The sequence below is a fragment of the Flavobacterium sp. YO64 genome (assembly GCF_004119505.1).
In the GTDB taxonomy this organism is placed as follows: domain Bacteria; phylum Bacteroidota; class Bacteroidia; order Flavobacteriales; family Flavobacteriaceae; genus Flavobacterium; species Flavobacterium oncorhynchi.
The window spans coordinates 1-26,635 of record NZ_NRQV01000033.1; the positions used below are offsets into that span (position 1 = coordinate 1).

Consider the following 26,635-nt stretch of genomic DNA (forward strand, 5'->3'; position numbering starts at 1 on the left):
AGTAGGCTAATTACAAGAAACAATTGCGAACCTGGAGGTACACCGGCTAGTGCTTGGTATACTGTTCCCGCATCAAGATATTCTTCTGAAGTATCTCAGGCAGATGCAGATGCTAAAGCACAGGCAGAAATTAATGCCAATGGTCAGGCATTTGCAAATAATGATGCCAATGCAAAATGTACTTTTTGGAATACCGTTCAAAGCAGATTATTTACAAGAAACAATTGCGCCGCAGGAGGTACACCGGATAATGTTTGGTATACTGTTCCCGCATCAAGATATTCTTCTCAAATATCTCAGGCAGATGCAGATGATCAGGCACAGAGAGAAATTAATACTAACGGCCAGGTTTATGCAAATAACAATGCTAATGCAAAATGTACTTTTTATAACATTCATATGGCGGGGCTTTTTACTAAAATAAATTGTGGGAATGGGCAAGGAGAGGACGTGTATTATAATGTCCCTGCAGGAACATACTCATCAATTGTTTCGCAGCAAGACGCTAATGATCAAGCACAAAATGACATAGACACTAACGGACAAACTTATGCAAATAACATGCCCGATGCAAGATGTACTTTTTGGAATGCTGCCCAAAGCAAATTAATTACCAGAAACAATTGTGCCGCAGGGGGTATGCCAGGCAGTGTTTGGTATACCGTTCCTGCATCAAAATATTCTTCTCAAATTTCGAAGGAAGATGCGAATGCAAAAGCAAGGGAAGAATTTGATAATTTGGGTCAGGCATTTGCAAATAGCGATGATAATACAAAATGTACCTTTAGAAGTATAGCTAGAAGCGGTTCGTTTACTCGAAATAATTGCCCGCCGGGAGGAGTTGCTTCAAGTGTTGTTTTTAATCAAGCGACAGGTGACGTTACATCAACTATTTCTCAAGAAGATGCGAACTCAAGAGGATGGACTAAGTTTATGAATGATGGGCAAGCATATGCAAATAATACTGCCTGTACTTTTATTTATTATAACGTCGATGTGGGAGGAATTTTTACTAAAATGAACTGTTGGAGGGGGCAAGGAGAGGATGTGTACTATAATGTTGCCGCAGGAACGTATTCTTCAACTGTTTCACAGCAAGATGCTAATGATAAAGCGCAAGCTGATGTCGATATTAATGGACAAGCTTATGCTGAGGAAAATGGAGGTTGTTACCCATAAAAAACATAAAAAATATACTTCATTCTATTAAAAGAACGACTCGATGAAAAAATATATACCAATTATAGTTTTATTACTCTTTGCAGGTCTAAGCTTATCAGCTCAGACTTTCAGCGACGAGAATTTTATTTATACAGTAACTCCCAAAAAGGCTGTTCAATCCGGTAATTTAAACACTTTGACAAAAGATCAGATGAGTCAAAATGTGAGTTATTTTGATGGACTTGGACGTCCAGTGCAGACAACGGCTATTGGACAAGGAGCAAATGGAGAAGATCTAATTACTCCAGTTGAATATGATGGTTTCGGAAGGCAGATAAAGGAATATCTGCCTTATGCCGCAGCAAACGGCGGGAATAGTTACCCTCGTATTGAACTGCTTACTGCCGTAAATACTTCAATATCATTTTATACAAACTATAAAAATACCTCAAACCCGTTTTCAGAGAAGCAGCTAGAGGCTTCTCCTTTAAATAGAGTACTCAAACAGGCTGCGCCGGGAACTTCTTGGGAGATGAGCCGCGGTCAAGAAATTAAACTGAAATACCAAACTAATCAAGATGCAGAGGTAAGATTGTTTAAAGCAAATACTTCTTGGGATGCCAGTTTAGGTTTATATGGAGTCAGTTTTTTAGATGCGGGCAGTTATGGCATAAATGAATTGTATAAAAACGTGACGTTTGATGAAAATTCAGGGAATACCCCAACAGAAACAGGAGGATCTACTGTAGAATTTAAAAACAAAGAGGGACAGGTAGTTCTAAAAAGAACCTATGATGCAGGAGATAAACACGATACTTATTATGTGTATGATATTTATGGAAACCTAACATATGTAATTCCTCCAAAAGCTGAAGGTGTAATTAGTAACCAGATGTTAGATGATTTATGCTATCAATATAAATACGATAATAAAAATCGTTTAGTCGAGAAAAAGCTGCCAGGAAAACAATGGGAGTTTATTGTTTACGACAAATTAGACAGACCTGCAGCGACAGGTCCTGTATTTTCACCTTTTAAAGATGATTCTTCTATTGGATGGATGATTACTAAATATGATGCTTTTAATCGCTCTGTTTATACTGGATGGAACAATCAAACCTGCACTTCTGCTGCAAGAAAAGCATTTCAGGATGCTCAGAATGCAGCAGCAATATGTTCTGAAACCAAAGAAACATCGGGAAATATTGATGCTATACAAGTTTACTACAGCAATAATACGGCGATTAAAAATTTTAAACTTTTAACGGTTAATTATTATGACAATTACAATTATCCAAATGCGCCGACAGTTCCAAGTCAAATTGAAGACCAGCTTGTTTTAAGTAATGTAAAAAGCTTAGCCACCGGCAGCTGGGTTAGAACATTAGAATCGGCTTCATCTTTAGCAGGAGAAACCACCACAACATTTTATGATGACAAAGCCCGTCCGATACGAACCTATTTGCAGAACCATTTAGCAGGATATACTATAACAGACAGTAAACTAGATTTTACGGGTAAAACTCTTTATACAATTTCAAAACATAAGCGTACTTCGGGCAGTATAGAATTAATCATAAGAGAAGAATTTACCTATTCCCCTCAAGATCGTCTGCTTACACATACACATCAAGTAAATGGAGGTGCGGTACAGCTTATGGCATCAAACACCTACGATGAGATGGGACAGCTGATTAGTAAAAATGTAGGTAACAGCACAGGGAGTCCTTTGCAGAAAGTTGATTACAACTATAATGTGAGAGGCTGGCTTACTGGAATTAATGAGATAGATAATTTACAGCAAGATGCAGATCCCGAAGATTTATTTGCCTTCAAGATTAATTACGATAAACCAGAAACTCAGAATCCTGATGTTGATCCTTTGTATAACGGAAACATAGCCGAAACTTTGTGGAAAACAGCTTCAAATCGCCCCTTACGCAGTTATGGATATCGATATGATAAACTGAATCGTCTCAATGATGCTTTTTACAGAAAACCAGAGGATGCAGTTCCAAATTCAGGAGCCTATAACGAAAGTTTAAGCTATGATAAAAATGGGAATATTAAATTTCTAGAGCGAAATGGAGACAATGATGCGCCTTCTATAGTGTTTAAAATAGATGATTTAACTTACGTATATGAAAATGAAAACTCAAATAAGTTAGTAAAAGTTACAGAAAGTACTGCAGGGAATGATAATTCAGGTTTTATCGATGGTAATAAAACGGGTGACGATTACAGTTATGATGCTAATGGTAATATGACCAGTGATAAAAATAAAAACATTACCAATATAGCCTACAACCAGCTTAATCTGCCTAAGAAAATTACATTTGGAACTGGAAACACAATTGAGTACATTTACAATGCTGCAGGGCAGAAGTTGAGTAAAATTGTAACTGATGCAGGAGTAGCAGCAGTAACAGATTATTTAGGTGGTTTTCAGTATAAAAACAATAATTTAGAGTTTTTCCCAACCGCTGAAGGATATGTTAAAAATACTGATGGTGTTTTATCATATGTATTCCAGTACAAAGATCATTTAGGAAACATTCGTGTTAGTTACGCTAAAAACCCGCAGACACAAGTTCTTGAAATTATCGAAGAAAATAATTATTATCCTTTTGGGCTGAAACATAAGGGATATACTTATGAGATCGATAGTAATAATAAATATAAGTACAATGGAAAGGAGCTCCAAGACGAGCTGGGGCTTAACATGTACGACTATGGAGCAAGGAACTATGACCCCGCGCTTGGACGTTGGATGAACATTGACCCGTTGGCAGAACAAGGGCGAAGATGGTCGCCTTATAATTATGCAATGGATAATCCTGTTTATTTTATAGATCCTGATGGACAGTGGCCAACTTTACCATCATGGAATGATGTAAAGAGGTCGTATAATCAAGCTAGAGCATCTGTTGCAAATGCGTACAGTCAGGCAAAGTCATCAGCAAGCAGAACGTATAGTGAGGCAAAAACAGCAGTAACTAAAACTTATAACGATACTAAAAAAAACGTTGTTGAAACAACAAATAAAGCTGTAGCTTCAACAAAAGAGACATTGAAAGATGGACAAAAATGGGTTAAGGATAATAAGGAACAGTTAATAGGCGTAGCTAAGGAAATTCAACAGGTTGGTGATAACACTACTAAAATAGGTCTTGTTGGAGCTGTAGCGGGAGCTCCAGTTGCTGGAGTTGGAGCGGCACCAGGTCTTGCTGTTGCTACTGCAGGAGGAGTGGTAAGTTTCGTCGGGTCAGGTTTAGAATTAGGTGTGAATTTAATTAGTGGAGAATATAGTACAGCTGCAGGTGATGTGGCAGCACATGCTGCTGGAGAAATAGGCGGTATGATTGTTGATAAAGCGATACCAGGTCCAAATCCTGATGTTGCGCCAGAAATTACGGAGCTTTTTAAAGCAGGAAAAAAAATAATTGAAGGCCAGGCGGGTGACAAAGCTAAAGGAGAAGTAAAAAAAGTTACGGAACAATTTAATAAAGAATAATGGATTATAAGAATTTAATTTTTGGTGTTTTGTTTGCAATAGGCGCCTTTGGTTATTATAAAATGCATAAATGGTGGTTAGAAGGAAGAGATAGTGATACACTCAATTTTAAACCAGATACTAGTTTTAGAACTTTTAAAAATTGGGTTATGATAATTGGATTGGCTATAACATCAATTATTTTTTTTCTGAAAGCATTGTAATATATAACTTAATAAGCATAGAGATGAATTTTCAAGAAATAAATAATTACATAGCTCCAGTAGGGCTTATAGTAGCAGGTATAGTAATAAAGATATCAAAAAACAAAGAAACTTTCGGGGTTTTTAGAAATTATTGGTACCTTTTCATTATTGGTGGTTTTCTTTTACTTCTATTTAAACTAAATAGTTAATTTTTGAATGTGTAAAAGAAAATCAAAAATAATTAAGGGTGCATTTTTGCACCCTTAATTATTTTATTATCCCTTTATAAAGTCTCCTTTTCTTTTTTTGTTTAAATTGTTTCGAAACATAGTCATTTATCTTTTCCCCACGGAGCAGTATATCTGCCAGATTTTCTTTTGCATACTCTTGCGATTCGAGATTTTGAATGTTTTCTGAAGCGGTTGAATTGGACTTTTGGTATTTCCTTTCAAATGCAAGAATGTTCATTGCACAGCTTTCCTGAATTCCTTTTGCACTGAATTCTTTTCCTAGACTGCTTCCATTGACAACCGACTGTGTTTTAAAGTCTATAAAAGTGATCCCCCGCTCCGCGAAGAGTTCTCACAAAAAGCTGCCCCCCGCTCCGCAAAGAGTTCTCATAAAAAGCTGCGCAAATGTCTCTGACTTTGCGCAATTTTTTTTATTTCTTAGAAATTATAATGCTGCTAAAAGTCCCCGCTCTCCGAAGAGTTCTTAATGAAAAGCTGCGCAAATGTCTGTGACTTTGCGCATTTTTTTTTTATTTCTTAGAAATTATAATGGTGCTAAAAGTCTCCCGACTTTTTACGATTGCTTTTTAAAAAATAAATAAATCTCTATAATTTGTATTAATTTAGTTTTAAAGTCAGAGACTTTTAGAGCTTTACGTTTTTAAGAAGAAGGTAAGGTAGCGCAAAGTCAGAGACATTTGCGCAGCGCTTGTCATGAACACTTTGCGGAGCAGGGGGAGCTGGGCTTGAACTGGGACAGCTTCAAGTGGAGAAATTATGATTATGCAATCGGTAGGTTTATGTCCATTGATCCACTTGCAGAAGATTACGCTTATAATTCGACTTATGCGTTCCAAGAGAATAAAATGGGATTAGGAAGAGAGTTAGAAGGTTTAGAGTTAGTGTATAGAAAAGGAACAAGTCCTGAGTTTAAAGAAAAATTTTCAAAAACCGTTGGATTTATGAATGAACATGGTACATCAGGAGAACTAGCAAGATTAAATGAAATGTCTGAGACTACTTTGATTGATAATACAGGAAATGGGTCGTTTTATAAACCTAGTACAGATGAATTATTTTGGGATCCAACAATGGCTGTAGAAACTACTAATAATAAGATAATGTCTTCTGCAACGGTTTTAGGGCACGAAATCTCTCACGCTTTAAGCGATAAAAAAGATTCTACTAAACACACTGAAAATTCAAAAAAAGGAAGTGATGCTAAATATGATACTAAAGAAGAAAAAAGGGTAATTGAAGGTTCTGAACAAACGATAGCTAGAAAGCATGGAGATATAAAGCCAGGTGAAGTAACAAGAAAAGATCATGGCGGTAAGACTAGATATGCTCCAGATCCAACTTCAAATAAGAACACGAAAGAAAAGCCTAAAGAAATTGTATTGCCAGAAATAGTTATAAAAAAATCTAAATAATTTGAAAATGAAAACACATACGATTATGATATTATTATTTCATTTTTTTTGTTTAACTGGATGTGAAAATAATAAGAAAACGAATGAACGTCAAATGGATGATATTAGGATTGATAAAATAGTTATAAATTATCAAGACTTAGATGTTGAAACTCCAATTAGAATAGATTGTGAAGATTTTGATAATTACTTCAACAAGAGTATTAAAACAAGAGTAATAAATGATTTTAAGGTTATAAATAAATTAGTAAATTATATAAGTGAAGCAAAAGAGAATAATAAAAAAGTTTCACAAATAGATGTGCGATTTAAGATGAGAATTACATATTCCGACGGAACTATTAAGGAATTTTGTGGTAATGACTTTGCAATTGAAGTGGATAAATCAAATTATCAGATTGACATGAATTTTTTGAATTATATTAAATCTATTTTAAAATAAAATAAACCCCCCGCTCCGCGAAGAGTTCTCACAAAAAGCTGCGCAAATGTCTCTGACTTTGCGCAATTTTTTTATTTCTTAGAAATTCTAATGGTGCTAAAAGTCTCCCGACTTTTTACGATTGCTTTTTTTTAAAAATAAATAAATCCCCGCTCCGCGACGAGTTCTCACAAAAAGCTGCGCAAATGTCTCTGACTTTGCGCAATTTTTTTTATTTCTTAGAAATTATATTGGTGCTAAAAGTCTCCCGACTTTTTACGGTTATTTTTTTAAAGTATGTAGTCCAAAACTTATATTTTTGTAAGAAAAAACCATGAAAGAAGGCTATGTTATTAGAGACCAAAAATTACCACATTTTATCACATCAACTGTAGTGGACTGGATAGATGTTTTTACACGTCAAAGTTATAGAGATATCGTAATTGAGTGTTTGGATTATTGTACTAAAAATAAAGGAATGATATTGTATGGTTATGTAATTATGAGTAATCATATTCATCTGATTATACAATCAGAAGACGGAAAGTTATCGGATTTAATAAGAGATTTTAAAAAGTTTATAGCAAAATCTATTTTAGAAAAAATACAAAACAGCCCAGAGAGCAGGAGAGAGTGGATGCTTGAGCGATTTAAACTAGCGGCAGAAAAACATACTAGAAACAAGCTTTATCAATTTTGGCAGTATGGAAACCATGCAGAAGAAATTTACACTAATAAATTTATGTGGACTAAATTAGATTATATACATTTAAATCCAGTAAGAGCTGGTTATGTAAATCGAGCGTCAGAATATATTTATTCAAGTGCAAGTAACTATGTTAATGATTCTGGATTGCTAAATATTGAGAAAGCAGATAATCCAATTGTAAATGTTTTGGATCTAAAATCTGTTTTTAGGGATAATCATTATTAAGTGATTTTTGTAATAAAGTCAGAGACTTTTAGAGCTTTACGTTTTTAAGAAGAAGCTAAGGTAGCGCAAAGTCAGAGACATTTGCGCAGCGCTTGCGATGAACACTTTGCAGAGCTGGGGGCTCGGAAGCATTACTTAAAACTTATAAAAAGGACAATAATTGAGGTGTAGATGTCACAGCATTTACGTATAAAAAATCAGGTTATCAAATATCAGCTACAAAAATTATTGGTAACTCTATTTATACAAACCTTACTACTGGTAGAAGAGAAAAAAAACAAAGCAACACACGATTTTATTTATAATAATTATGGGTATACTAAAAAAAATAACATTTATTAGTTTGATTTTTTTGATTTTTATTAATTGCAAAAACAAAGAAGAAAAAATTATTGCTTCACAAAAGAGGAATGAACTTATTTTTAAAAATTGGCTTAGAGATACTATTAATACTTTAAACAAAGAAAATCATTTAGATTACAAAAGAAAAATAAATATAAGTGTAGATTCATTATCGATGGATATTGTTAAAACTTTTGACGAAAAAATTAGTCCTGAAAAAATTAACAAAATAAAAAATAAAGAGCTGATTTATGCGATGGATTTATTATCTAGAAACCATTATTTACCAGAAGATGAGTTTAAATTAAAATTTGTTATTAATTCATATTACTCTATTTCAATGGTGGGACAATTAAAATATGAATACGATAGTAAGATTAAGCAGTTTGATGTTATTAAGAAAAGTAAAATCGAAAAATATACGTTCTTAAAAGGCAATTTTATTGAGAAGAAGATTTTGAACTATTAATTTAATCAATTTAAAAAGCTAAGCACTAAAATTATAAAGTCCCTGCTCCGCAAAGAGTTCTCATAAAAAGCTACACAAATGTCTCTGACTTTGCGTATTTTTTTTATTCCTTAGAAATTCTAATGGTGCTAAAAGTCTCCCGACTTTTTACGATTGCTTTTTTTTTTAAAATAAATAAATCTCTATAATTTGTATTAATTTAGTTTTAAAGTCAGAGACTTTTAGAACTTTACGTTTTTAAGAAGAAGATAAGGTAGCGCAAAGTCAGAGACATTTGCGCAGCGCTTGCGATGAAAACTTTGGAGAACAGGTTACTTAAAATGATTAGTTAATTTAGAATGGGAAATGGAAATAGAAAACGAAATATTAGTTAACAAATATGCGCAAAGCGTTATAGAAATTGAAGACTTGATATTGATATTTAACACGTTTAGTCACGATGATAAAAAGAAGTATTTATATGATTTGCTATTTTTTATTTTACAATCTACAGCTAAAGATGAAGATATAGAACCAGCTATTGAAATCAGTAAATTAAGAAGAACATACACACCTTGCGTAATAATTCAAAAAGGAGTTGGAACTCATAACTTGAAAAGATTACTAAATCTTCCAGAAAATGAACTCAATAAATCGCTAATATTACTTTTAAGCTTGTTTAAAATAGCTTATATGAAAAGAATTGAAACAGAAAAAAAAGACATATACAAATGGTGGTACTGGGATTTATCTGATGATAAAAAAGTGAAAACTATAATAGAAAATCGTGGAAATATATAGATTACTCGAAAGCTTTCAGGATTTCGCAGCGCTTGTCATGAACACTTTGCGGAGCAGGGTTAATAATTCAATAAATTAAAATGAGAATATTATATATATTATTTTTTACGATATTAGGTTTGGTTATTTTTAATGTCTTATCTAAACCAATTTTAAAATTAAGACTGAAAATTTTATTTTTAATCTTAATATTTGTATTTTGTTTATTACAATTTACTTTATTCTGTAAGTTAGGTTATATGGATAATGAAAAAATTCGTTATCTTACTAGTATTTAGTTTTGTCGTTTTTGTCTTTCATTACGGCATTAATTTTCTATTGATTATGTTTTTAAATAAAAATGATACTTTTCAAGGTAATTATTTAGCAAACGGTTTTCTTTTTTTTAGAAATTATATTATTTATCTTCTAATTTGGGTTTTTCAAGTATATACAATATTATCGGGTAGTGCTAAATGATGAAATGTAAAATAAAAACAATTAAAAAATAGTATTTAAAGGATAATAAAGATAAAACGTTTGATGACTTAATAGAATTAATGCTTTTGTAAGGGTAGTGTTTCAAAGTTAGTGATATGAGATTTTGAAATTTTAATCCGCTCCGCGAAGAGTTCTCATAAAAAGCTACGCAAATGTCTCTGACTTTGCGTATTTTTTTTATTCCTTAGAAATTATAATGGTGCTAAAAGTCTCCCGACCTTCACTTTCCAATCAAAATCAATAAAAAAAGCTCCAGATTTCTCTGAAGCTTTAATTAGTTTAAAATGCAAAATCGAATAACAATTGTGCAATGTATGTGATAAATAGTGATCTTTAAAAATTAGTATTTACTTTTTTAGAGCGATCGGCAATGTAAGAGATCAGCCAAGTTACCTGTCCTTCTTTTACAAAATATATTTTCTTTGTTTCTAAATTTGGAATACTTTCTAAGCACGTTACCAATATGTTGTTTGCCGAAATAAGGTATTTCTGGTCATAAGTGCTTAAAACTCTCGCCATTTCTTTGTTGGTTTTGGCAAGGTTTGTAAATTTCCCAAAGTTATTTTTCAGAATAGCATCATAATCGATAACATCTTGAAGCGTCAAAGGAATGTAATGATCTTTAACGTTTTCATCATAATAAAGCGTTGAAAATGCCCAAACAGCACCGCCAGATAAATATAATTTATCTTTTTTCATTAAAAGCGGATTTGCGTCAAACAGCTCCTTAGTCTTCTTGCGTAATTTTGGATTAAAATCAAATGACTTTTCTTGATACGTTGACATATCATTAAGCTGACTTTTATTGGTTACTGTTTTTTCTACAGCATCGGTAAGCGTCATGGTGCCAAAATCAAGTTCTAAAGGAATAAACTCTAATTTATTGTCTTTAAGTTCGTCAATGTAACCGCCTTTAGTAGTTTGAGCGCCAATATCTAAAAGAAAAGCATTTGCATAATCAACAGGCGGTATTGCACCTTTAACTAACGTTTTGGCTTCTTCAGTACCATCAAGTATTTCAAGTTCCTTATTGGTAAGTGAAGTGATTTTGCTTTTTAAAACATCAAAGTTGCTGGCAGATGTAAAAACAGGAGCGGCAACGATAAAGATATTTTCGTCCAGCATTTTATAGTCGGCTTTGATTTTTTTTAATTGATCTACAATAGTCAGACTCGTTTTGTTTATGTCTTCTGGTGTAAGTTTTCCAGAAGCGCTGATATGATCGGCAAACGGAATTCTTTCTGTCCAGAAAGAAAGTATTTTATAATCAGCTTTTTTAATATTATTTACATCAACAACAGAAACTTTAATAGCTCTGCGTCCAATTTCAATTCCAGCATAAATACTTTTTTGAGCAAATGAATTAAGGGTGAAAAATAAATTTAAAAGAATAAAAAATAGAACTTGGGGTTTGTTTTTTTTAAGCATTGGATTTTAATTACGATTATAATATAATTTATTTTTTATCGAACAAAGGCTGTAGGTAGTCTCTGTGTTTATAATAGTTTAAGTTGTAGTTTAAAAAAAAAGCCTCAGATTTCTCTGAAGCTTTGTCTTAGTAGCGGGAACAGGACTCGAACCTGTGACCTTCGGGTTATGAGCCCGACGAGCTGCCTACTGCTCTATCCCGCGATGTTTCGGGTGCAAAGATAAGCACTAAATACGGTTATGCAAAGAAATAACTGAAAAATTTTGAATTATTGGTTATTAGTTTGTAATTACCTGTTTATTAGTGTATTGTATTTGGTGTTTATTCTTTGTTAGATTTTGTAATCCAGTAATTCAGCATAAGGATCGTTTTTTAACCCCAATAATTTACCAAAAGCAGGTTCTGTTTTGTAACCATTTTGCTTGAGCGCAATGATTTTTAATCTGAAATTCTCATCTCTTGACTGTAGAATTTGATGTTCAATAAGCATATGTTTATAGGCGTTTTGATTTTTAGTCGGAGTATTTTGCCCGAAGATCTCTATTTCAAAACTATCAATTTTAAAATTTGCAATAACAGATTCATTATTATTGATCAAACTGTTTCTAATCTTAAACTCAGGTTTCGTACTAAAAGCTGTGGAAATTTTGGATATAAAATCGGTTTTGTTTGTCCAGTAACAAATAATATCGAGATCGCTGTTTTCAATATCAATATTTATAGGAATGGTGCCGGTTAAAATAGGATCAAATTCAGACAGTATTTCTAAAATCTTATTTTGGATTAAGATTTCATAAACTCGAACTTGTTTTGAATTTCTTGTTTTTAAATAGGTAATAGAAGTAAAATCAATCATTTTTTAGTCGGCATAATTTTTTTCTTTAATTTCCTGCTCCAATCTTTTGTTGATGTTGATTTTGGCATTGGTAAAAACAAAAAGGGTTGTTTTGTATTCTCTTGCGTATTGGTTTGTTATTTCACCAGCGATAAAAGCAGTTTCAAAATACGGACTTGTTTCTGCGAGTTCATTGCTGTTTTCTTCAAATTCCTTAACTCTAATCAGGTTTTGGTATTTGATATTCAGATTAAACCAATTCACATAATCAGCATTAAAAGAAACAGCTTTTATTCCTTTTTGAGTATAAAAATTTATTGCTCCCGCTTGTCCGTAATTATCGCAAAGCACCAATGTATTTTCTGATTTTGGGAATAAACCGTAAACAGAATCCGTTTTTCGGGCAAGTTCTTTCCAGCCCAGCATATCGGCAAAATCTTGCGGCAGTTTGTGATCTTTTCCGTCTTCCCAGCGAAGCATTCCTAGTTTTTTATACTTCTCAGGATGTTTTACAATGTATTCTGGTGTTTTGTTTGGAAACGCAATATTGTACATCGGAATAAACAATAATATCGGAATGGCAACAAATACATATCGCAAATAATATTTCCATCCTTTTTGTAAAACTTCAGAAAGGTATACGGCTCCAAAAGCAATATAAATAGGATATAAACCAATAGCATAATAAGCTTTGGCTTTGAAATAAATAAAGACAATCAGCGTAAAAATTATCGACCCAAAAAAGAACCTGTATTTTGCAAAAGGTTTGTAAAATAATAAACTGTATAAAGCGACCAAAAGAACCAAGATAGATCCTATAAAAAACAAAAGTTGTTCTTTTAGAAAATCAAGACGATCTACATTTACCAATTGTGTTTCTGCTAATTCTTTCATGTGATGTACAATCGGAAAATGATTGTTATATTGCCATAATAAGTTTGGAAAGATTAAAAGAAGTCCTAAAAGCAAGGCAGAATACAGCTTTTTTTCGGTCAGTATTTTTCTTTGGTTTGACAGTAAAAGTGCGGGTAAAAGACCAATCAGCAGGAAAAGAATATTGTATTTGTTTAAAAAACCAAAAGCAAATACAATTGCGCCCATATAAAACCATTTTGATTTTTGAGTCGTGATATATTGAATTATGATATAATAAAATAGTGTCCAGCACAAAACGTCGAGCGAGTTGGGCTGATATAGCATATTGAGTCTTAAAAGAGACGAAAACAAAATGCATATGGCGCCAAGAACCAATGCATAAAAACTTCCTTTTAAAACCTCAATTGTTTTCCACACAAATAAAAGAGTGAGTGCGCCAAAAAGGGCAGGGAAGAACTTAACCCAAAAAACGGAATTTCCGAGTTGAAATATTAGGTAAGAAAACCATGAAGTAACGGGAGGAACAGATAAATAACCCCAAGCCAAATGGTGCGCCTGATCGAGATGTAGATATTCGTCGCGCTGCAAATCATATTCAGGACTTAAAAGCGTGTACTGTAAAACAAATTTTAGAATGATAAATCCAATTAAAACAAGTGTTTTTTTTGTCATGGGATTTTTGGTTTAGTGTACAAGTGCTTTTAGGTCAGTTTTGTAATAACGAATATATGATTTATTTTAATTTTATAATTAATAGAAGTTGTGTTGGCAGATAAAAAAAAGCTCCAGATTTCTCTGAAGCTAATTTGTAATTTTAATTTTTAGATTTTAAGAAAATTTATTCTTCTAATGCAGTTTCAAATTCCATGTGATCTATTGTTTCTTCATCTGGTTTTACAGTTTTAGAAGCTTTTAGAGCATTGAATCTTTCCAGCATTTCGGTTTCTCCTTCTTCACCGCTGAAGTACGGGAAAACATCCATAATTGGTGATTCAGAAATGGCAGGAATCGAATATTCTCCCATAGTGTTTTTCATAACATGGATCGTATTGTCATAAGCTTCTCTCACATCATTTGCCTGAATCAGCATATACATATTCGATTTTCTTTCTTTTCCGCTTTCTTCGTCATAAGCGATCAATGAAACTTTTGATCTAAACCAGCGATCTGTATTTTCAAAAGGATGAATCTCGGCATAATTTGCCACCTTTATGTTCGTGATTTTGAATTCCTCACTTATATAAGCAGCCATTTCTTCATTGATTCTTTTTTCAGCTTCTGTATAAGATACTGCATCTACCAAATAAGGTTCTGTTAGTACTTTTTGGCCTCCAGTTTCATCTGTTTTTCTATATTTTACTTTGCATTCGTACCAAATTGCGCTCATCTCTTTAATTTTTTTAAGGATGCCAAAGATAGATTTTACAGGAAAAAAAACTCATAAAATACACAAATAGATATTCACAATTTGAGTGTGATTTAGGTAAAGTGTTGAGTGTTTTGTTTTTAAGTCGGCTTTAGAAGTGTAATTATTTTTCAGCCGCAGATTAGAAAGATTTTTAGAAGTTAAAATAAAAAAAGTCTCAGAGATTCTGAGACTTTCCTTTATTCAAAAATAAGATTGCTGTATTATGGTAAATTTAAATCTTTAAATCCTGAAACTTCTGTTGAAACTTCTCCAAGCCATCCGCCTTCAGCACGGTTAGAATTGTATACTTTAATAAAGTCAACTCCTTTTAGTTTTACCGATTCTCCTTTTGCGTTTACAGCCCAGCTTATGTCGATTTGACCTCTCACATCAGCATTAGCCCAGTTGTCAGTATAACCCCATTCGTAAGCAGGATTTGCCCAGTTGTTTCCTTTTCCGCCAGATTTATCGTAAATATTAGATTTTAAGAAAGTTCCTTTAAAAGTTACAGTGTTTCCTTTCCATAAAGGGAAAAACGTTTGTTTGTGGAATTGGTTTTTTGCTATATAACCAGTTTGCCCTTGATTGTCAGTCCAACGAATGTAATTTGGTTCGTTCGGATTAGTTGGTTCAGCTTCTGGCTTATAATACGTCATTTCGTAATTTTTGATAGTCGTAGTTTTATTGTGTTCAGAACCTGCAATTTCAAACCATTCGTCATCCGCTTTTCCGTTACCATTTGCATCGTAAGAAACCATTACAATTCCTGGTTCAGCCCAATCTGTAAAAGCATTTCCAAGAACTACAAAATCATTTCCTTCTTTATTGATAATCGTATGGTCAAAACCAAATTGCACATAACCTCCAAATCCTCCAAGGCTGATCATGTTTCCTGCTGTTAAAGCTGTTTCGGCTTTTACACGCATTGTTTCGTCAGTATCTGTGGCAGTTGCAGCAGGCAGAGCATTTACAAATTGTCCTGGAGCAGGAAAGAAGTCAAAAACACGTGTAATTTTGTTTAAATATGCTTTTTCAGCAACAGTAACAGTAAAAGATTTAGAACTTTCGCCAACTCCATTTTTAGCTTTAAACTCGATATTGTAAGTTCCTGCAGCACTAAAAATATAGAACAAGTCAGTTGTTGCAGCAACTTCTTGGCTGTTTACAATCCATTTATAAGTTGCGTTTGCAGCGTTTGTTAATTGAGGCTGAACTTTAAACCATTGCATTTTATCTACAGCAAAACCTCCAGTTGGGTTTGGCAGTGTAATTTCTGGAGCGCTCGCAACGATGCTGATTGTACGGCCATCGGCAAAAGTAAAAGTCATAATTCCGTTTGCCAATGCAACCGACGTAATTTCTGCCGCATCTTTTCCTTTTTGACCAGAAGCAGAAACGCCAGTGTCTACATTATCAACAAACCAGTTTCCGTTAGCTCCAATAGTAATTTTTGCAGCTTCGCCTTTGGCTCCGCTTTCACCTTTTGCAGATTTTCCAGTATCTACACCATCGATCCACCAGTTTCCGTTTTCGCCAATTTTTATAAACGATGAGGTATTGCGGACATTTAATTTAGATCCGTCGCTCATTGTAATTACATAACTTCCGTCTTTAGTTTCGTAGTTTACCACATACAACCTTTTGTTTAATACATCAAGCAGGTTTTCGTATTGTGCCATACGGTTTTTCAAATCATTGACATCATTTTTTAGATCGTTAATATCGTCTTTATAACAGCCTGAAAGAAGCAGGACAACAGACAATGCAAGTAGAATTTTCTTCATTTTTAAAATTTATGGATTAATTATTGTTTTTTTTGTTTTAAAGGCAAAATGTGCTGGAATATCTCCAGTTGTAACCGTGAATTTTGTATTCCCGTTTTTATCAATACAGTATAATTTTCCGGGCGAAACATAATCTCCAGCATCTGTTATAAAAATATTTAGAGAAACTGGGTCAACCGTAAGTCCGTATGGAGTTTTAATCTCGTCGCTGACGGCTTTAGGTAAAAAGCTTTCTGTAAGTAAAGTTTCGGTTTTAACATTAATCAAATTGTAGTTTATGATATAATCGAATGTGGCATAACTAAATTCAGATCCAATTATATAAGCTTTATCGCCAACGATAGTAAGGTTGGAGCAGGCAATATCAAAAGTTTTTTTAATGAGGTCAGTTTTAGTATCAATAACAAATAATTTTGAAGGAATATCATAATAATCGCCGCGAGAGCTTACATACAAATCACCGTCTTCATCAGCTTCAAGTCTATGCAGATTTATGGCAACATCAATATCTTTTATTTTGGTAAAAGTTTTTAGATCAATTACAGAAACTGTTCTTTCGTAATTTGGCGGACTATATCCTCCTGAATTGGCAACATAAAGTTTATTGCCTACAACAGCCATTTCTTCGGGCTGACGGCCTACTTTTACCGTTTTTGTGATCGAAAGCGAAGTGGTATCTATTTCGGCAACAAAGCCATTTGGAGAATTTTCTCCCAATTGTACTTCGCCGTCATAGGCGCTTGCGTAAGCTTTTCCGTTGGCAAAAGTTACATATCGGCAATTTTTGATGTCAATTACTTTTAGGCGTTTTGCGGTAACCACATCCATAACTTCAATTTTGTTTGAGTTGTTGATAACCGAATACAATTTTGAACCGTAAATGCCAATATCGTTTCCTACATCGCCTAGACCTAAAGTCGCATCAGGATTTGCCTGACCGTAAACATTACGCTTGTAACTTCCGGTTTCGTAATCGTAATAATCTAATGAAGCTTTATTCATGTTCATATTCCCTTCGTTAAGAAGATAAAAACCTTGTACGGTTGTAACAGTTTCGGGCGGTAAAACTTCTACTTCTTCAGGAATAATAGGGTCATCTTCCTGACATCCTTGAAGAGCCGCTGCCGCAAAAACGAGTAAAAGCCAAAATTTGAAATTTGTTTTCATTGCTGAGAATTTATTTAGTGTTGCTGTTTTATTTTAAAAGTTTAGAGAAAGGCTTAATCGATAGTTTCTTCCCGGCATAGGAAAATTGAGTACCACGTCATAATATTGATTGAATAAATTATTGACTTCGCCGCTTAATTTTACAGGGATTTTTGAGAATTTTCCATTCCAAATAAGAGCCATATCGCTGGTGTACCAAGGCTTAACATAATTAACAGGAATGTTTGCTTTTTGACTGTAACGCTCGCCGGTATATATAAAACTGTAGTTAAGATTCCAGTTTTTCCAGTTGATAGATGAGGTTATTGTGCCGCTGTTTTCTGGTGTATAAGGAATTTGGTCGCCATAAGTTGTGCCTTTTGCAGTAATGTCGATTGCTTTTTGATAGGTATAGCTTAAACCTAAATCTAGAAATATTTGCTGAGGGAATTTAAAAACGAAATTGGTGTTTAGTTCTAAGCCGCGAATATCGACTTCGCCCAAATTCATCATAGTCCATCTAAAAAGGTTAGATGACGGCATTGCGATAATTTTATCTTTTACTCGATTGTAATAAACATCGGCTTGAAATGATACTGATTGCAGTATTTTTTTAGGTTCAATACTGTAAGTAGTTCCCACGTCGTATTGCGTTGTAAATTCTGGACGCAAAGAACTGTTGCCTATAAAAGTGTAATACAAATCATTGAAAGTTGGCATTCTAAAAGACTCTTTGTAAAACGCTCGAACTCTGAAATTCTTTATCGTAAAAGGTTGATAAGAAGCTGATACAACAGGGCAGAAAACATGCTGACTATCGCCTTGCTGATAATATTTAACCTGCTCATCGACATAAGCTCCAAGTAAATTGGCTTGAATATCAAGTCGTTTCCAATGCATTTCGCTGGAAATAACGCCCAAATAAGAATATCGGGCAGGATAGGGAAAACGGTATAAATTGGCATCAAGCGTATTAAGAGAGAAATCTGCTGCAAATGACATTTTCCACCAATCTTTTATAGCGTAGAGATTGACAATCGAAGCGTAAAATTCGTTTTGATAATATTTATTATCCAATGCGCCTTCAAGGGTTTTATAATCAGGATCGATATAACGGCTGTAGTCTCGGCTGAATTTTACATTAGTAAGCATTTCATGTTTTTCGAAAAAGGAATTCTGTACAGAACCATGAATGAAAAAATTACGATCCCATTGTCTTTGCACATGCTCGTATCTATTGGCTAGAATTGCGCCCGGAAGTCCTCGTTCAGAATCGTAATAATAAGCCTTAAAGTTTGCCAGAGCGTTCGAGCCAAATTTGGTATGCAGGTTCAATTCAGCGCGAAGTGCGGTTATATCTCCGTTTTGGCGAACTGCCGTTGTATCATAACCGTCTTTTTTCTGATAGCGGTATTTGTATTTTCCATCGGCTTTAAGCCATTCAATATTGGACGAAAGTGCTGTTTTGGAAGTTATTTTTTGCTGATAAAGAACAGAAGGATTTACTAATCCAAAAGATCCAGTTTTAAAAGAAGTTCTAATATTTGAGGTTTTACCCGATTCAAAAACAGGAATTTTTGTTTTTAGTAAAAGTGTACTTGAAGCGAAGAAACCTCGTGCAGGTTGAAAAATAGTCGATTTTTGACCATTATAAAGTTCGATAGCTTCAATATTGTCCAAAGAATATTTTCCTAAATCGACTTGACCGTTTTGCGCATTTCCAACTGTCATTCCATCATAAAAAACTGCTGTATGAGCGCTTCCTAAACTTCGAACGTTTATGGTTTTTAAACCGCCAATTCCACCGTAATCTTTCAATTGAACGCCCGAAAAATAACGAACCGCATCTGCAACCGAAAGACTGTTTAGTGCTTCGAGCTGTTTGCCCGATAAAATCTGAACAGGCATAGGCGATTCGATCCTAAACTCGCGTTTGCTCGCAGTTAGAATCACTTCGTTTAACACAAGTGGTTTTAAAGAGTCTCGCTCCTTAGTTTTAGGATTATCCTGTGCCATAATCGGATTTATAAATAAAATCCATAATAAGGCACATAATCCACAATGCAGCAGGCTTAAATGCCTGTTTTTACATACGTGCATAGCAAAATAGTCTATTTGTGACAAATAGTTTTAAACGGAAAAAATGAAATCAAATGTTTAGTTTGATAAATGTGTTTGTCTTTAAAACTCTGGTCCGCGAGAGCCTAAAATTATATGCAGTGGCAGGTCTCCTGACTTATTCCCATTTTGAGCCGCCTTCCCACATTTGATAAAAATGCAGTGGCAAAAGATTTGATTTCGAAAGCTAAAAAAGCTTTCCTAATCTGTCAAAATGTTGCATGGAATTTACAGTAACGGGCTTGTTCAGGATTTGCACCTGATTCCCTCTTCGTTAACTGCACTTGAAAAGTTGCAGCTAAACCATTGCGGGTGCAAAAGTAAATAAACTCTTTATGGTTATGGTTATGTTTTTGGAAAAATTGCTGAAAAGTATTCTTGAAAAGCAAAGTTCTTGATTTTGCTTTTGTTTGTTTTTTTATTTGAAGAAGTCGAAATTTTGTATATTTATAGTGTTATTTATTTGATTATTAATGTTTTGTATTTAATGAAGTGGAGATGAAAAAGACTAAAAATACACTGCCAAATGAATCTGAAGATTTGTTTTTAACCGATGGCGGACTCGAAACAACATTGGTTTTTCTAGAAGGTTTTGATCTGCCTTATTTTGCTGCTTTTGATATATTAAAAGATCAAAAAGGATACGACAGCATGAAAAATTATTATTCGCGTTATTTAAAAATTGCCGAAAAGTATAAAACAAATTTTATTTTAGAAAGTCCAACTTGGCGCGCAAATCCAGAGTGGATTGAAAAAATTGGGTACTCAAAAGATTCCTTATTTGAGTTGAATGAAAAAGCAGTTTCGCTTTTATTAGATTTAAAAACAGAATTTTCGAATTCCATAAAATCAATTCTTATAAGCGGCTGCATTGGTCCTCGAGGCGACGGTTATGTGCCGGATAATTGTATGAATATCGAAGAGGCAAAACAATATCACTTAGCGCAAATAAAAGCATTGAGTGAAATGCCGGTTGATTTTGTCTCGGCACTTACCATGAATTATATCGAAGAAGTGATAGGTATTGTTCAAGCTGCCGAAACTGTAAGTTTGCCTGTAGTTATTTCGTTTACAGTCGAAACTGATGGAAAACTGCCAACTGGAATGAGCTTAAAAGACACAATCGAAAAAATAGACAAAAGTGTAAATATTCCTCCTTTGTATTATATGATAAATTGTGCGCATCCTACGCATTTTGTAAACGAACTGAAAGCCAATGCAAATGAAAATTGGGTAAAAAGAATAAAAGGTTTTCGAGCAAATGCATCTTGTAAAAGCCACGCCGAATTAGACGAAGCCACAGAATTAGATCGAGGAATTCCTAAGGATTTGGGTAAAGAATACAAAAACTTAAAAGATACTTTTAGCCATTTAAATGTATTTGGAGGCTGCTGCGGCACCGATGAAGAACATATGCACGAGATTGTAAAGCAATTGAAAGTAGTTTAAAAACAGCTTTATAATTCTAAACTTAAATAAATTACCTCTTTGATTGCGGTATGTTTTAACACATAGAAGCATAGATTTGTTACTTTAAAATAAGGCGTTTCACTTGTCTAAAATACACATAAACAGCTATGTGAAAGAAATGAGTTTCTTTTTGTCTCCTTAAATTAAGCCTATAAAATCTATGTTTCTATGTGTTTAATTTTTTTGTTGTAAGAATTGCTTCAAAATGAATTATCTCTTGATTATATCTTGCGAAATAGTTCAGCTATTTCGACATTCAAAGCTTTGGCAATACGAATAAGTTTGTCAATACCCATAATTTGTTTACCAAGCATATATCTTCTTAATGCTTCAATATCTAAATCTGAATCATGGGCAACATGTCTTACTTTGAGATCTTTTTCTTTAATAATCTCTTTTATGTTATTCCCAACAATTTTTACAGATTCAGGTACTTCAGTTTTTCTCATTTCTTAATTATTAAGAGTGGAAAAGTATAAATATGAAGTTAAAAAAACAGGAATATATGTATCCAGTCAAATACGTCTGTTTTTATATGTATATTTGCCTATTCATAAAAAAAAAATAGTATGGAAGTAAAAGAAACTAAAAGTTTAGAAGAGATAAGACAGTATTTCAGTGTTTTAAAAAGATCAAGCGACAATAGCGAAGAATGTAAAACAGAAATCAAATTTTCAACTTATTATGAGCTCGGTTGTATGATTAATAATATGCTGAAATTATGTGTTTTGGGACTTGATAACGATAAAGATTCCTCAATTAATGTTGGATTAATTTTAGAGCACATTATCGAATTATTTCCTTTAGACGAATTTGAACTGTTGGATAAAATCAATCAACAGTTTGCTGGAGAATCTTCGCTGGTTTAAAAGTTTTTGTAAAAAGCGTTGCGGCTATTTGTTTGATTTTGGATTTCAAATCAAACTAAAAGCAAAAAGCTCCAGATTTCTCTGAAGCTCTGTTTTTTATTACTGTAATTAGTTTATTCTATTTCTTTCGTCTTCGTTTCCAAAATCGCGCTGTTTTGATTTAATGTTTTGATTGCCAAATTTATAACTTAACGAAATTCTAAAACCTCTAGTGTCTCCGTAACTTTTTATGTTTGTTTTTATTCCGTTTGAAGTGTAGGTAATTAATGGTTTTTGTGCATTCAATACGTCTTCGGCTAGAAATGTAATTGACAGGTTTTTTTTGAAAGTGACCATTTTAACCGAAATGTCTAAAATGTTCAAAGTCGAAATATTAAAAATTTGATAACGTCCAGGAAGCTGTAAGCCGTAATTTAATCCAATAAATACTGTTTTGGCAGTGTTTATAGTAAAGTCATTATTGCTGTAAATATATCCGTTGTATCCATCTATAGAACTAATGAAATTTGTTCTTGATTTTACATTTTGATAGTTTAAATTAAAACCTGTAAAACTGTTCCACCAAGAATATTTATTGAAGTTGTACGAAGTAGAAAAGCCTATTTGATATGTATTCGCATAGTTTAACGGCATTCTTTTGGTGCTGTTTGTTTCAGGATCGATGATAGATAATTCCTGCCCGAAATCTGAAACCTGAGAAAAATACACAGAGTTAACCCATTTTTGATTTCGGATAAATGAGAATTCAAAATTATCAATTATCGAAGGTTTTAAATACGGATTTCCCTGCGAATAAGAATAAGGACTTGTTTGAATTACAAAAGGATTTAAATACTCAAATTCAGGTCTGCGGATTCTTCGGCTGTAATTTAAAGAAAAAGAATTGTTTTCATTTGACGCATACGTTAAATAAGCTGTTGGGAATAATTTTGCATAATGATTTGCAGTAGTTTGATTTAAATTTTCAGAATAACCTTTGGTTTGTGTAGCTTCAATTCGCAAACCAATTTGTGTTTCCCATTTAGAATTTATCTTTTTGCTTCCCGAAAAATATACAGCCTGATTGTACTCTTTGTAATTAAAAATATTCGACTGGTTTGTATTGAAAACTGCAGTTCCTGTTTCGTTGTTGTATACGGCTAAATTGTTATCAGTATTGGTATGAAAAGCTTTTGCTCCAAAACTAATGTCTGCCCATTGATACGGTAACGAAACGTCGACATTTGCAGAGTAATTTTTGATTGTATTGACATTGCTGGTAGTCGACGAAAAAAAAGTGTTAGGAATAATATTTTTATTGTGATCTAGTTCATTTCCAGAAAAGAAACGATAATCATTTTTACTGTAATTGAAGTAATCCATATTAATCGAAATGTTTTTTCCTAAGCTGTCTAATACAAAAGAATTTTGAAAATTAATAGTATTCATTTTTGGATTGTTGGCTGCGTTAACATCCGAAGCGATATAAGAATCTGCCGTTCCGCTATTATTATATATAGTTGTAAACGGATTATTAGTTGAGGTTTTGTCTGTAAAACTACCAAGATATTGAATTCCTGCTGTCCATTTATTAGTTAGTTTGTAATCAAGACCAAAACTTAAACTCAATACATCAATCACCGATTTGTTTTTAATATCTTCTTTCCATAACTCGTTCGTGTAAAATATAGCACTTTCTGAAGTAGAGCGTAATTTTTGTTTTCCTTTGTTAACAGAAGCCTGCATCGAAATTTTATCATGATTATAAGTAAATAATCCGTTTAGGTTTTCGCCTCCATACGTTTTTTGTGTGTATGAAGTTCCAATATTAGCATTCCATGAATTTGCTTTTGCATTCTTTAATTTGATATTGATAAGTCCGCTGTTTCCTTCTGCATCATATTTTGCTGGCGGAGTCGTTATGACTTCAATACTTTTAATGTTATCAGACGGAATTGATTTTAGAAACGCAGCCAAATCTTCTTGCGGCATTTTTTGCAGGCGATCATCGATCATGACAAAAATTTCGCCTTTTCCAACAATCGAAATAATTTCATTTTGAACCCTTACCGTTGGCGTTGCTTTTAAGGCATCCAAAGCTGTTCCGCCGGTGGCAGTTACAGAATTTTCGACATTAAAAACAAGTCGATCGACTTTTTGTTCAACCAGTTTTTTTCTAGATTTTATGGTTACTCCTTCAAGGTTTATTGATTCTTTAATTTCAATTATGGCTAGATCAATGTTTTGGTCAAGAATAATTTCTTTGTTGACGTATTCTGTTCCAAATTGTTCCAGCTGCAATCTATAGCTTCCTTTTTCAGTTTTCATTTCAAAATTTCCCAAACTGTCAGTCGAAACGGATGTAACTATTTTGTTGTCCTTAAATAAACTGGCAATTACAAACTCGACTTGCTCTTTGTTTTGATTTATTACTTTTCCTTTAATAGAAAATTGCTGGCTGAATACATTAGTTTGACTAAGAAGAATAAACAATAGGATGATAACTTTTTTCATGGGTTTTGATTTAATTACCATGCAAAACTGTGCTGAAAAAATGCTTAAAACTACTTTTATCGACAAACCCCCGTGAATAATCTACAAACCCGTTTTTAGACTTTTTTATGAATGTATATCTTTGAAAAAAAATAATAACATTATGCGTAAGGAAACATTATCACTAAAGGCAGAGATTATCATTCATGTTATATATTGGCTTTTGATGGTGTATTTTACATTTGCCAAAAATCCAATACAAACAAATGTTTTTGTTCCAGATTTGTTTTTTATAACCTATTGCATTGTTTTTGTTTTTACCTTTTACTTTCATTATTTAATTGTAATGAAAAGGGTTTTTAAAGCCTTTCAATGGAAAGTATTTTTTGCAGGCGTATTGGTTTCTTACCTGTTTTTTACCTTATTACGATGGCTGATTGAGCAAGTTATAACAGCAGTTTTATTTGATAAAATAAACTATACAAATCCTGATTTTTTTAACTATATGCTGGATAATTTGAATTACTGCAGTTCGGCTGTAATTTTGAGTTCACTGCTTTGGTTTGTGATTTATTTTATTCGTCTTTTAGAATACAATCAGATTATTTTGGAAGAAAATAAAAATACCGAAATCAAATTTCTAAGAGCACAGATCAACCCTCATTTTGTTTTTAATACACTAAATAACATTTACTCGATGGTGTATTTTCAATCGGATAAATCTTTGGAGGCGATTGAAAAATTAAGCCAAATTATGCGTTTTACGACTTATGAATCTCAAAAAGAAAAAATTAGATTGCAAGATGAAATCGATTATATAAATGCCTACATCGAACTTGAACAATTAAGACATCAGGAAAATGCTTATATCGATTTTCGAATTGAAACAGCAGAGGTTTCAGAAGAAATTCCGCCCTATGTTTTATCTCCATTAATTGAAAATGCTTTAAAACATGGATTAACTTCGAACGAAAATCCGATTGTAATTAATTTGAACTTGAAAGACAAAAAGCTCCATTTTAAGGTAATAAATAGTATTGCAATACAAAAGAAAGATAAACTGGGCGGAATTGGGCTGGATAATTTAAAAAAGCGATTAGAATTTCATTATCCTCAAAAACATCAATTAAAATTAGTGAATCAAAATAATCAGTTTACAGCTGAACTTGAAATAGATTTAAAATGAAAAAAATAAATTGTATTATATTAGACGATGAGCCATTTGCGGTAAAACTTATGGCAGATTATGCATCAAAAGTTCCTAGATTGAATGTTTTGTATGCTGATTCGGATGTTTTTAAAGCAATAGAAATATTGAATAATGAAACAGTCGATTTGGTTTTTATTGATATACAAATGCCGCAGCTTACCGGTATCGAACTAATGCAGATGTTTAACCAAAAGCATAACTTTATTGTTACAACTGCTTATACAGATTATGCTTTAGATGTTTTTCAGTTTCATGTAATTGATTATTTACTGAAGCCTATAGTGTTTAATAGGTTTTATCAAAGTGTTGAGAAATTCATTCGCTGGCAGGAAACTTTTCAGAACCAAGATTCTGAGGATTTTTTGCTTGTTAAAGCCGAAAGGAAGCACTATAAAATTGCGACAGATAACATTCTTTACATTGAAGGATTAAAAGATTATATCCGAATACACACAAAAGGCGAAAAAATTATGGTTCTCGAAAATATGAAAGATATTCTCGAAAAACTGCCTGTAAACCAATTTGTACGCATTCACCGTTCGTATATTATTCCAAAGAACAAGATAAAAATTATTGATGGAAACCAAATCCAGTTGATTAGCGGAGAACAGCTTCCAATTGGTGAAACTTACCGAAAATTAGTTTCCGATTGGTTAAATTAAAAGCAGTGCAAGTACCTAAAAACAAAAAAGCTTCAGATTTCTCTGAAGCTTTTTTTGTAGTCCGTGGGGGAATCGAACCCCCCTTACCAGGATGAAAACCTGGCGTCCTAACCGATAGACGAACGGACCTGTTTTGCTATTGCGGGTGCAAAAATGCAACTATTTTTGAAATACACAAAAAGATTCCAAAAAAAACTTTTTAAAATTAGACTTGAAATAACACGTTTTGAGCTAAAAATTCACAAGCGAAGCAAGTTAGTTGAAGTGTATTTATTTGGTTAATAGAAGGTTATTTTGCCCTAAAAAATAAGGAAAAGAAGATTTTTATTTGAATAAAAATTTTCAATAAAATTTAGAAATGTTTTGTTTTAAAGAATATTCTTGCGGATTTTTTATGATTTTTTTTG

21 protein-coding genes, 2 tRNA genes and 1 riboswitch are annotated in these 26,635 nt (G+C 33.1%); of the genes, 12 read left to right on the forward strand and 11 right to left on the reverse strand.

The window, feature by feature from the left end:
- The 8 genes from BOW57_RS20675 to BOW57_RS17690 all read left to right on the forward strand — a co-directional run.
- Window positions 1–1,179, forward strand: a 1,179-nt coding sequence (locus BOW57_RS20675) for a DUF5977 domain-containing protein (RefSeq protein WP_241687469.1), incomplete at its 5' end; no start/stop codon positions are given.
- A gap of 43 nt (window positions 1,180–1,222) precedes the next feature.
- Window positions 1,223–4,675: a DUF6443 domain-containing protein gene (locus tag BOW57_RS17655; RefSeq protein WP_129056161.1), complete on the forward strand. Its 3,453-nt coding sequence runs from the start codon at window positions 1,223–1,225 to the stop codon at window positions 4,673–4,675.
- Window positions 4,675–4,878 carry a hypothetical protein gene (locus BOW57_RS17660; RefSeq protein ID WP_129056163.1) on the forward strand — a complete coding sequence of 68 codons (204 nt, stop codon included), beginning with the start codon at window positions 4,675–4,677 and terminating at the stop codon, window positions 4,876–4,878. Before BOW57_RS17655 ends, BOW57_RS17660 begins: the two co-directional genes overlap by 1 nt.
- Window positions 4,879–5,890: 1,012 nt before the next feature.
- Window positions 5,891–6,523, forward strand: a complete 633-nt coding sequence (locus BOW57_RS17670) for a M91 family zinc metallopeptidase (RefSeq protein WP_164973737.1) — start codon at window positions 5,891–5,893, stop codon at window positions 6,521–6,523.
- 7 nt (window positions 6,524–6,530) lie between these two features.
- Window positions 6,531–6,965, forward strand: a complete 435-nt coding sequence (locus tag BOW57_RS17675) for a hypothetical protein (protein ID WP_129056167.1) — start codon at window positions 6,531–6,533, stop codon at window positions 6,963–6,965.
- Window positions 6,966–7,278: 313 nt separating this feature from the next.
- Window positions 7,279–7,878 (forward strand): transposase, encoded by a 600-nt coding sequence (locus BOW57_RS17680; RefSeq protein ID WP_129056169.1) that lies wholly within the window; start codon window positions 7,279–7,281, stop codon window positions 7,876–7,878.
- 310 nt (window positions 7,879–8,188) lie between these two features.
- Window positions 8,189–8,689: a hypothetical protein gene (locus BOW57_RS17685; protein ID WP_129056171.1), complete on the forward strand. Its 501-nt coding sequence runs from the start codon at window positions 8,189–8,191 to the stop codon at window positions 8,687–8,689.
- Window positions 8,690–9,034: 345 nt separating this feature from the next.
- Window positions 9,035–9,469 (forward strand): DUF5958 family protein, encoded by a 435-nt coding sequence (locus BOW57_RS17690; protein WP_129056173.1) that lies wholly within the window; start codon window positions 9,035–9,037, stop codon window positions 9,467–9,469.
- An 813-nt stretch (window positions 9,470–10,282) separates the two neighbouring features.
- On the opposite strand, the gene BOW57_RS17695 is transcribed toward BOW57_RS17690, so the two are convergent.
- The 8 genes from BOW57_RS17695 to BOW57_RS17730 all read right to left on the reverse strand — a co-directional run bounded on the left by BOW57_RS17695 (window position 10,283) and on the right by BOW57_RS17730 (window position 19,551).
- Window positions 10,283–11,377, reverse strand: a complete 1,095-nt coding sequence (locus BOW57_RS17695) for an exopolyphosphatase (protein WP_129023269.1) — start codon at window positions 11,375–11,377, stop codon at window positions 10,283–10,285.
- A 131-nt stretch (window positions 11,378–11,508) separates the two neighbouring features.
- Window positions 11,509–11,581: transfer RNA gene (locus BOW57_RS17700), tRNA-Met, on the reverse strand.
- 128 nt (window positions 11,582–11,709) lie between these two features.
- Entirely contained in the window at window positions 11,710–12,234 is a 525-nt protein-coding gene (locus BOW57_RS17705) for a DUF4269 domain-containing protein (protein WP_129056175.1), read from the reverse strand.
- Between the two features lie 3 nt (window positions 12,235–12,237).
- Window positions 12,238–13,761, reverse strand: coding sequence for a glycosyltransferase family 39 protein (locus BOW57_RS17710; RefSeq protein WP_129056178.1), 1,524 nt, complete (start codon window positions 13,759–13,761; stop codon window positions 12,238–12,240).
- A gap of 166 nt (window positions 13,762–13,927) precedes the next feature.
- Window positions 13,928–14,476, reverse strand: a complete 549-nt coding sequence (locus BOW57_RS17715; protein ID WP_129056180.1) for a DUF4494 domain-containing protein — start codon at window positions 14,474–14,476, stop codon at window positions 13,928–13,930.
- 242 nt (window positions 14,477–14,718) lie between these two features.
- A complete protein-coding gene (locus BOW57_RS17720; protein WP_129056182.1) occupies window positions 14,719–16,281 on the reverse strand; it encodes a PKD-like domain-containing protein in 1,563 nt (520 codons plus the stop codon).
- Window positions 16,282–16,290: 9 nt separating this feature from the next.
- Entirely contained in the window at window positions 16,291–17,448 is a 1,158-nt protein-coding gene (locus BOW57_RS17725; RefSeq protein WP_129056184.1) for a YncE family protein, read from the reverse strand.
- A 33-nt stretch (window positions 17,449–17,481) separates the two neighbouring features.
- On the reverse strand, window positions 17,482–19,551 hold the full coding sequence (locus tag BOW57_RS17730; protein WP_241687470.1) for a TonB-dependent receptor: 2,070 nt from the start codon (window positions 19,549–19,551) through the stop codon (window positions 17,482–17,484).
- 79 nt (window positions 19,552–19,630) lie between these two features.
- Window positions 19,631–19,868, reverse strand: a riboswitch (cobalamin riboswitch).
- Between the two features lie 175 nt (window positions 19,869–20,043).
- Here BOW57_RS17730 and BOW57_RS17735 point away from each other — a divergent pair.
- The gene (locus BOW57_RS17735) at window positions 20,044–20,994 is read left to right on the forward strand and encodes a homocysteine S-methyltransferase family protein (protein WP_129056188.1); all 951 of its coding nucleotides are present in this window, start codon (window positions 20,044–20,046) and stop codon (window positions 20,992–20,994) included.
- A gap of 242 nt (window positions 20,995–21,236) precedes the next feature.
- Here BOW57_RS17735 and BOW57_RS17740 read toward each other — a convergent pair whose 3' ends face one another.
- On the reverse strand, window positions 21,237–21,464 hold the full coding sequence (locus BOW57_RS17740; RefSeq protein WP_129056191.1) for a helix-turn-helix domain-containing protein: 228 nt from the start codon (window positions 21,462–21,464) through the stop codon (window positions 21,237–21,239).
- A gap of 120 nt (window positions 21,465–21,584) precedes the next feature.
- On the opposite strand from BOW57_RS17740, the gene BOW57_RS17745 reads away from it, so the two are divergent.
- A complete protein-coding gene (locus BOW57_RS17745; RefSeq protein ID WP_129056194.1) occupies window positions 21,585–21,884 on the forward strand; it encodes a hypothetical protein in 300 nt (99 codons plus the stop codon).
- Between the two features lie 108 nt (window positions 21,885–21,992).
- Here the strand turns inward: BOW57_RS17745 and BOW57_RS17750 are convergent, their stop codons facing one another.
- On the reverse strand, window positions 21,993–24,377 hold the full coding sequence (locus tag BOW57_RS17750; protein ID WP_129056196.1) for an outer membrane beta-barrel family protein: 2,385 nt from the start codon (window positions 24,375–24,377) through the stop codon (window positions 21,993–21,995).
- Between the two features lie 142 nt (window positions 24,378–24,519).
- Here BOW57_RS17750 and BOW57_RS17755 point away from each other — a divergent pair, with 142 nt between their 5' ends.
- Together BOW57_RS17755 and BOW57_RS17760 are read left to right on the forward strand one after the other, a co-directional pair.
- Window positions 24,520–25,542: a sensor histidine kinase gene (locus BOW57_RS17755; protein WP_206734759.1), complete on the forward strand. Its 1,023-nt coding sequence runs from the start codon at window positions 24,520–24,522 to the stop codon at window positions 25,540–25,542.
- A complete protein-coding gene (locus tag BOW57_RS17760; RefSeq protein ID WP_089053926.1) occupies window positions 25,539–26,228 on the forward strand; it encodes a LytTR family DNA-binding domain-containing protein in 690 nt (229 codons plus the stop codon). The genes BOW57_RS17755 and BOW57_RS17760 overlap by 4 nt, the downstream gene beginning before the upstream one ends.
- 57 nt (window positions 26,229–26,285) lie before the next feature.
- Here the strand turns inward: BOW57_RS17760 and BOW57_RS17765 are convergent.
- Window positions 26,286–26,357: transfer RNA gene (locus tag BOW57_RS17765), tRNA-Glu, on the reverse strand.
- Window positions 26,358–26,635: the final 278 nt, after the last annotated feature.

What these genes read in the sequence shown, in the direction of transcription:
- BOW57_RS17655 (WP_129056161.1), top strand. Translation starts at nt 1,223, where the DNA reads ATGAAAAAATATATACCAATTATAGTTTTATTACTCTTTGCAGGTCTA.
- BOW57_RS17660 (WP_129056163.1), top strand. Translation starts at nt 4,675, where the DNA reads ATGGATTATAAGAATTTAATTTTTGGTGTTTTGTTTGCAATAGGCGCC.
- BOW57_RS17670 (WP_164973737.1), top strand. Translation starts at nt 5,891, where the DNA reads ATGTCCATTGATCCACTTGCAGAAGATTACGCTTATAATTCGACTTAT.
- BOW57_RS17675 (WP_129056167.1), top strand. Translation starts at nt 6,531, where the DNA reads ATGAAAACACATACGATTATGATATTATTATTTCATTTTTTTTGTTTA.
- BOW57_RS17680 (WP_129056169.1), top strand. Translation starts at nt 7,279, where the DNA reads ATGAAAGAAGGCTATGTTATTAGAGACCAAAAATTACCACATTTTATC.
- BOW57_RS17685 (WP_129056171.1), top strand. Translation starts at nt 8,189, where the DNA reads ATGGGTATACTAAAAAAAATAACATTTATTAGTTTGATTTTTTTGATT.
- BOW57_RS17690 (WP_129056173.1), top strand. Translation starts at nt 9,035, where the DNA reads ATGGAAATAGAAAACGAAATATTAGTTAACAAATATGCGCAAAGCGTT.
- BOW57_RS17695 (WP_129023269.1), bottom strand. Translation starts at nt 11,377, where the DNA reads ATGCTTAAAAAAAACAAACCCCAAGTTCTATTTTTTATTCTTTTAAAT.
- BOW57_RS17705 (WP_129056175.1), bottom strand. Translation starts at nt 12,234, where the DNA reads ATGATTGATTTTACTTCTATTACCTATTTAAAAACAAGAAATTCAAAA.
- BOW57_RS17710 (WP_129056178.1), bottom strand. Translation starts at nt 13,761, where the DNA reads ATGACAAAAAAAACACTTGTTTTAATTGGATTTATCATTCTAAAATTT.
- BOW57_RS17715 (WP_129056180.1), bottom strand. Translation starts at nt 14,476, where the DNA reads ATGAGCGCAATTTGGTACGAATGCAAAGTAAAATATAGAAAAACAGAT.
- BOW57_RS17720 (WP_129056182.1), bottom strand. Translation starts at nt 16,281, where the DNA reads ATGAAGAAAATTCTACTTGCATTGTCTGTTGTCCTGCTTCTTTCAGGC.
- BOW57_RS17725 (WP_129056184.1), bottom strand. Translation starts at nt 17,448, where the DNA reads ATGAAAACAAATTTCAAATTTTGGCTTTTACTCGTTTTTGCGGCAGCG.
- BOW57_RS17735 (WP_129056188.1), top strand. Translation starts at nt 20,044, where the DNA reads ATGAAAAAGACTAAAAATACACTGCCAAATGAATCTGAAGATTTGTTT.
- BOW57_RS17740 (WP_129056191.1), bottom strand. Translation starts at nt 21,464, where the DNA reads ATGAGAAAAACTGAAGTACCTGAATCTGTAAAAATTGTTGGGAATAAC.
- BOW57_RS17745 (WP_129056194.1), top strand. Translation starts at nt 21,585, where the DNA reads ATGGAAGTAAAAGAAACTAAAAGTTTAGAAGAGATAAGACAGTATTTC.
- BOW57_RS17750 (WP_129056196.1), bottom strand. Translation starts at nt 24,377, where the DNA reads ATGAAAAAAGTTATCATCCTATTGTTTATTCTTCTTAGTCAAACTAAT.
- BOW57_RS17755 (WP_206734759.1), top strand. Translation starts at nt 24,520, where the DNA reads ATGCGTAAGGAAACATTATCACTAAAGGCAGAGATTATCATTCATGTT.
- BOW57_RS17760 (WP_089053926.1), top strand. Translation starts at nt 25,539, where the DNA reads ATGAAAAAAATAAATTGTATTATATTAGACGATGAGCCATTTGCGGTA.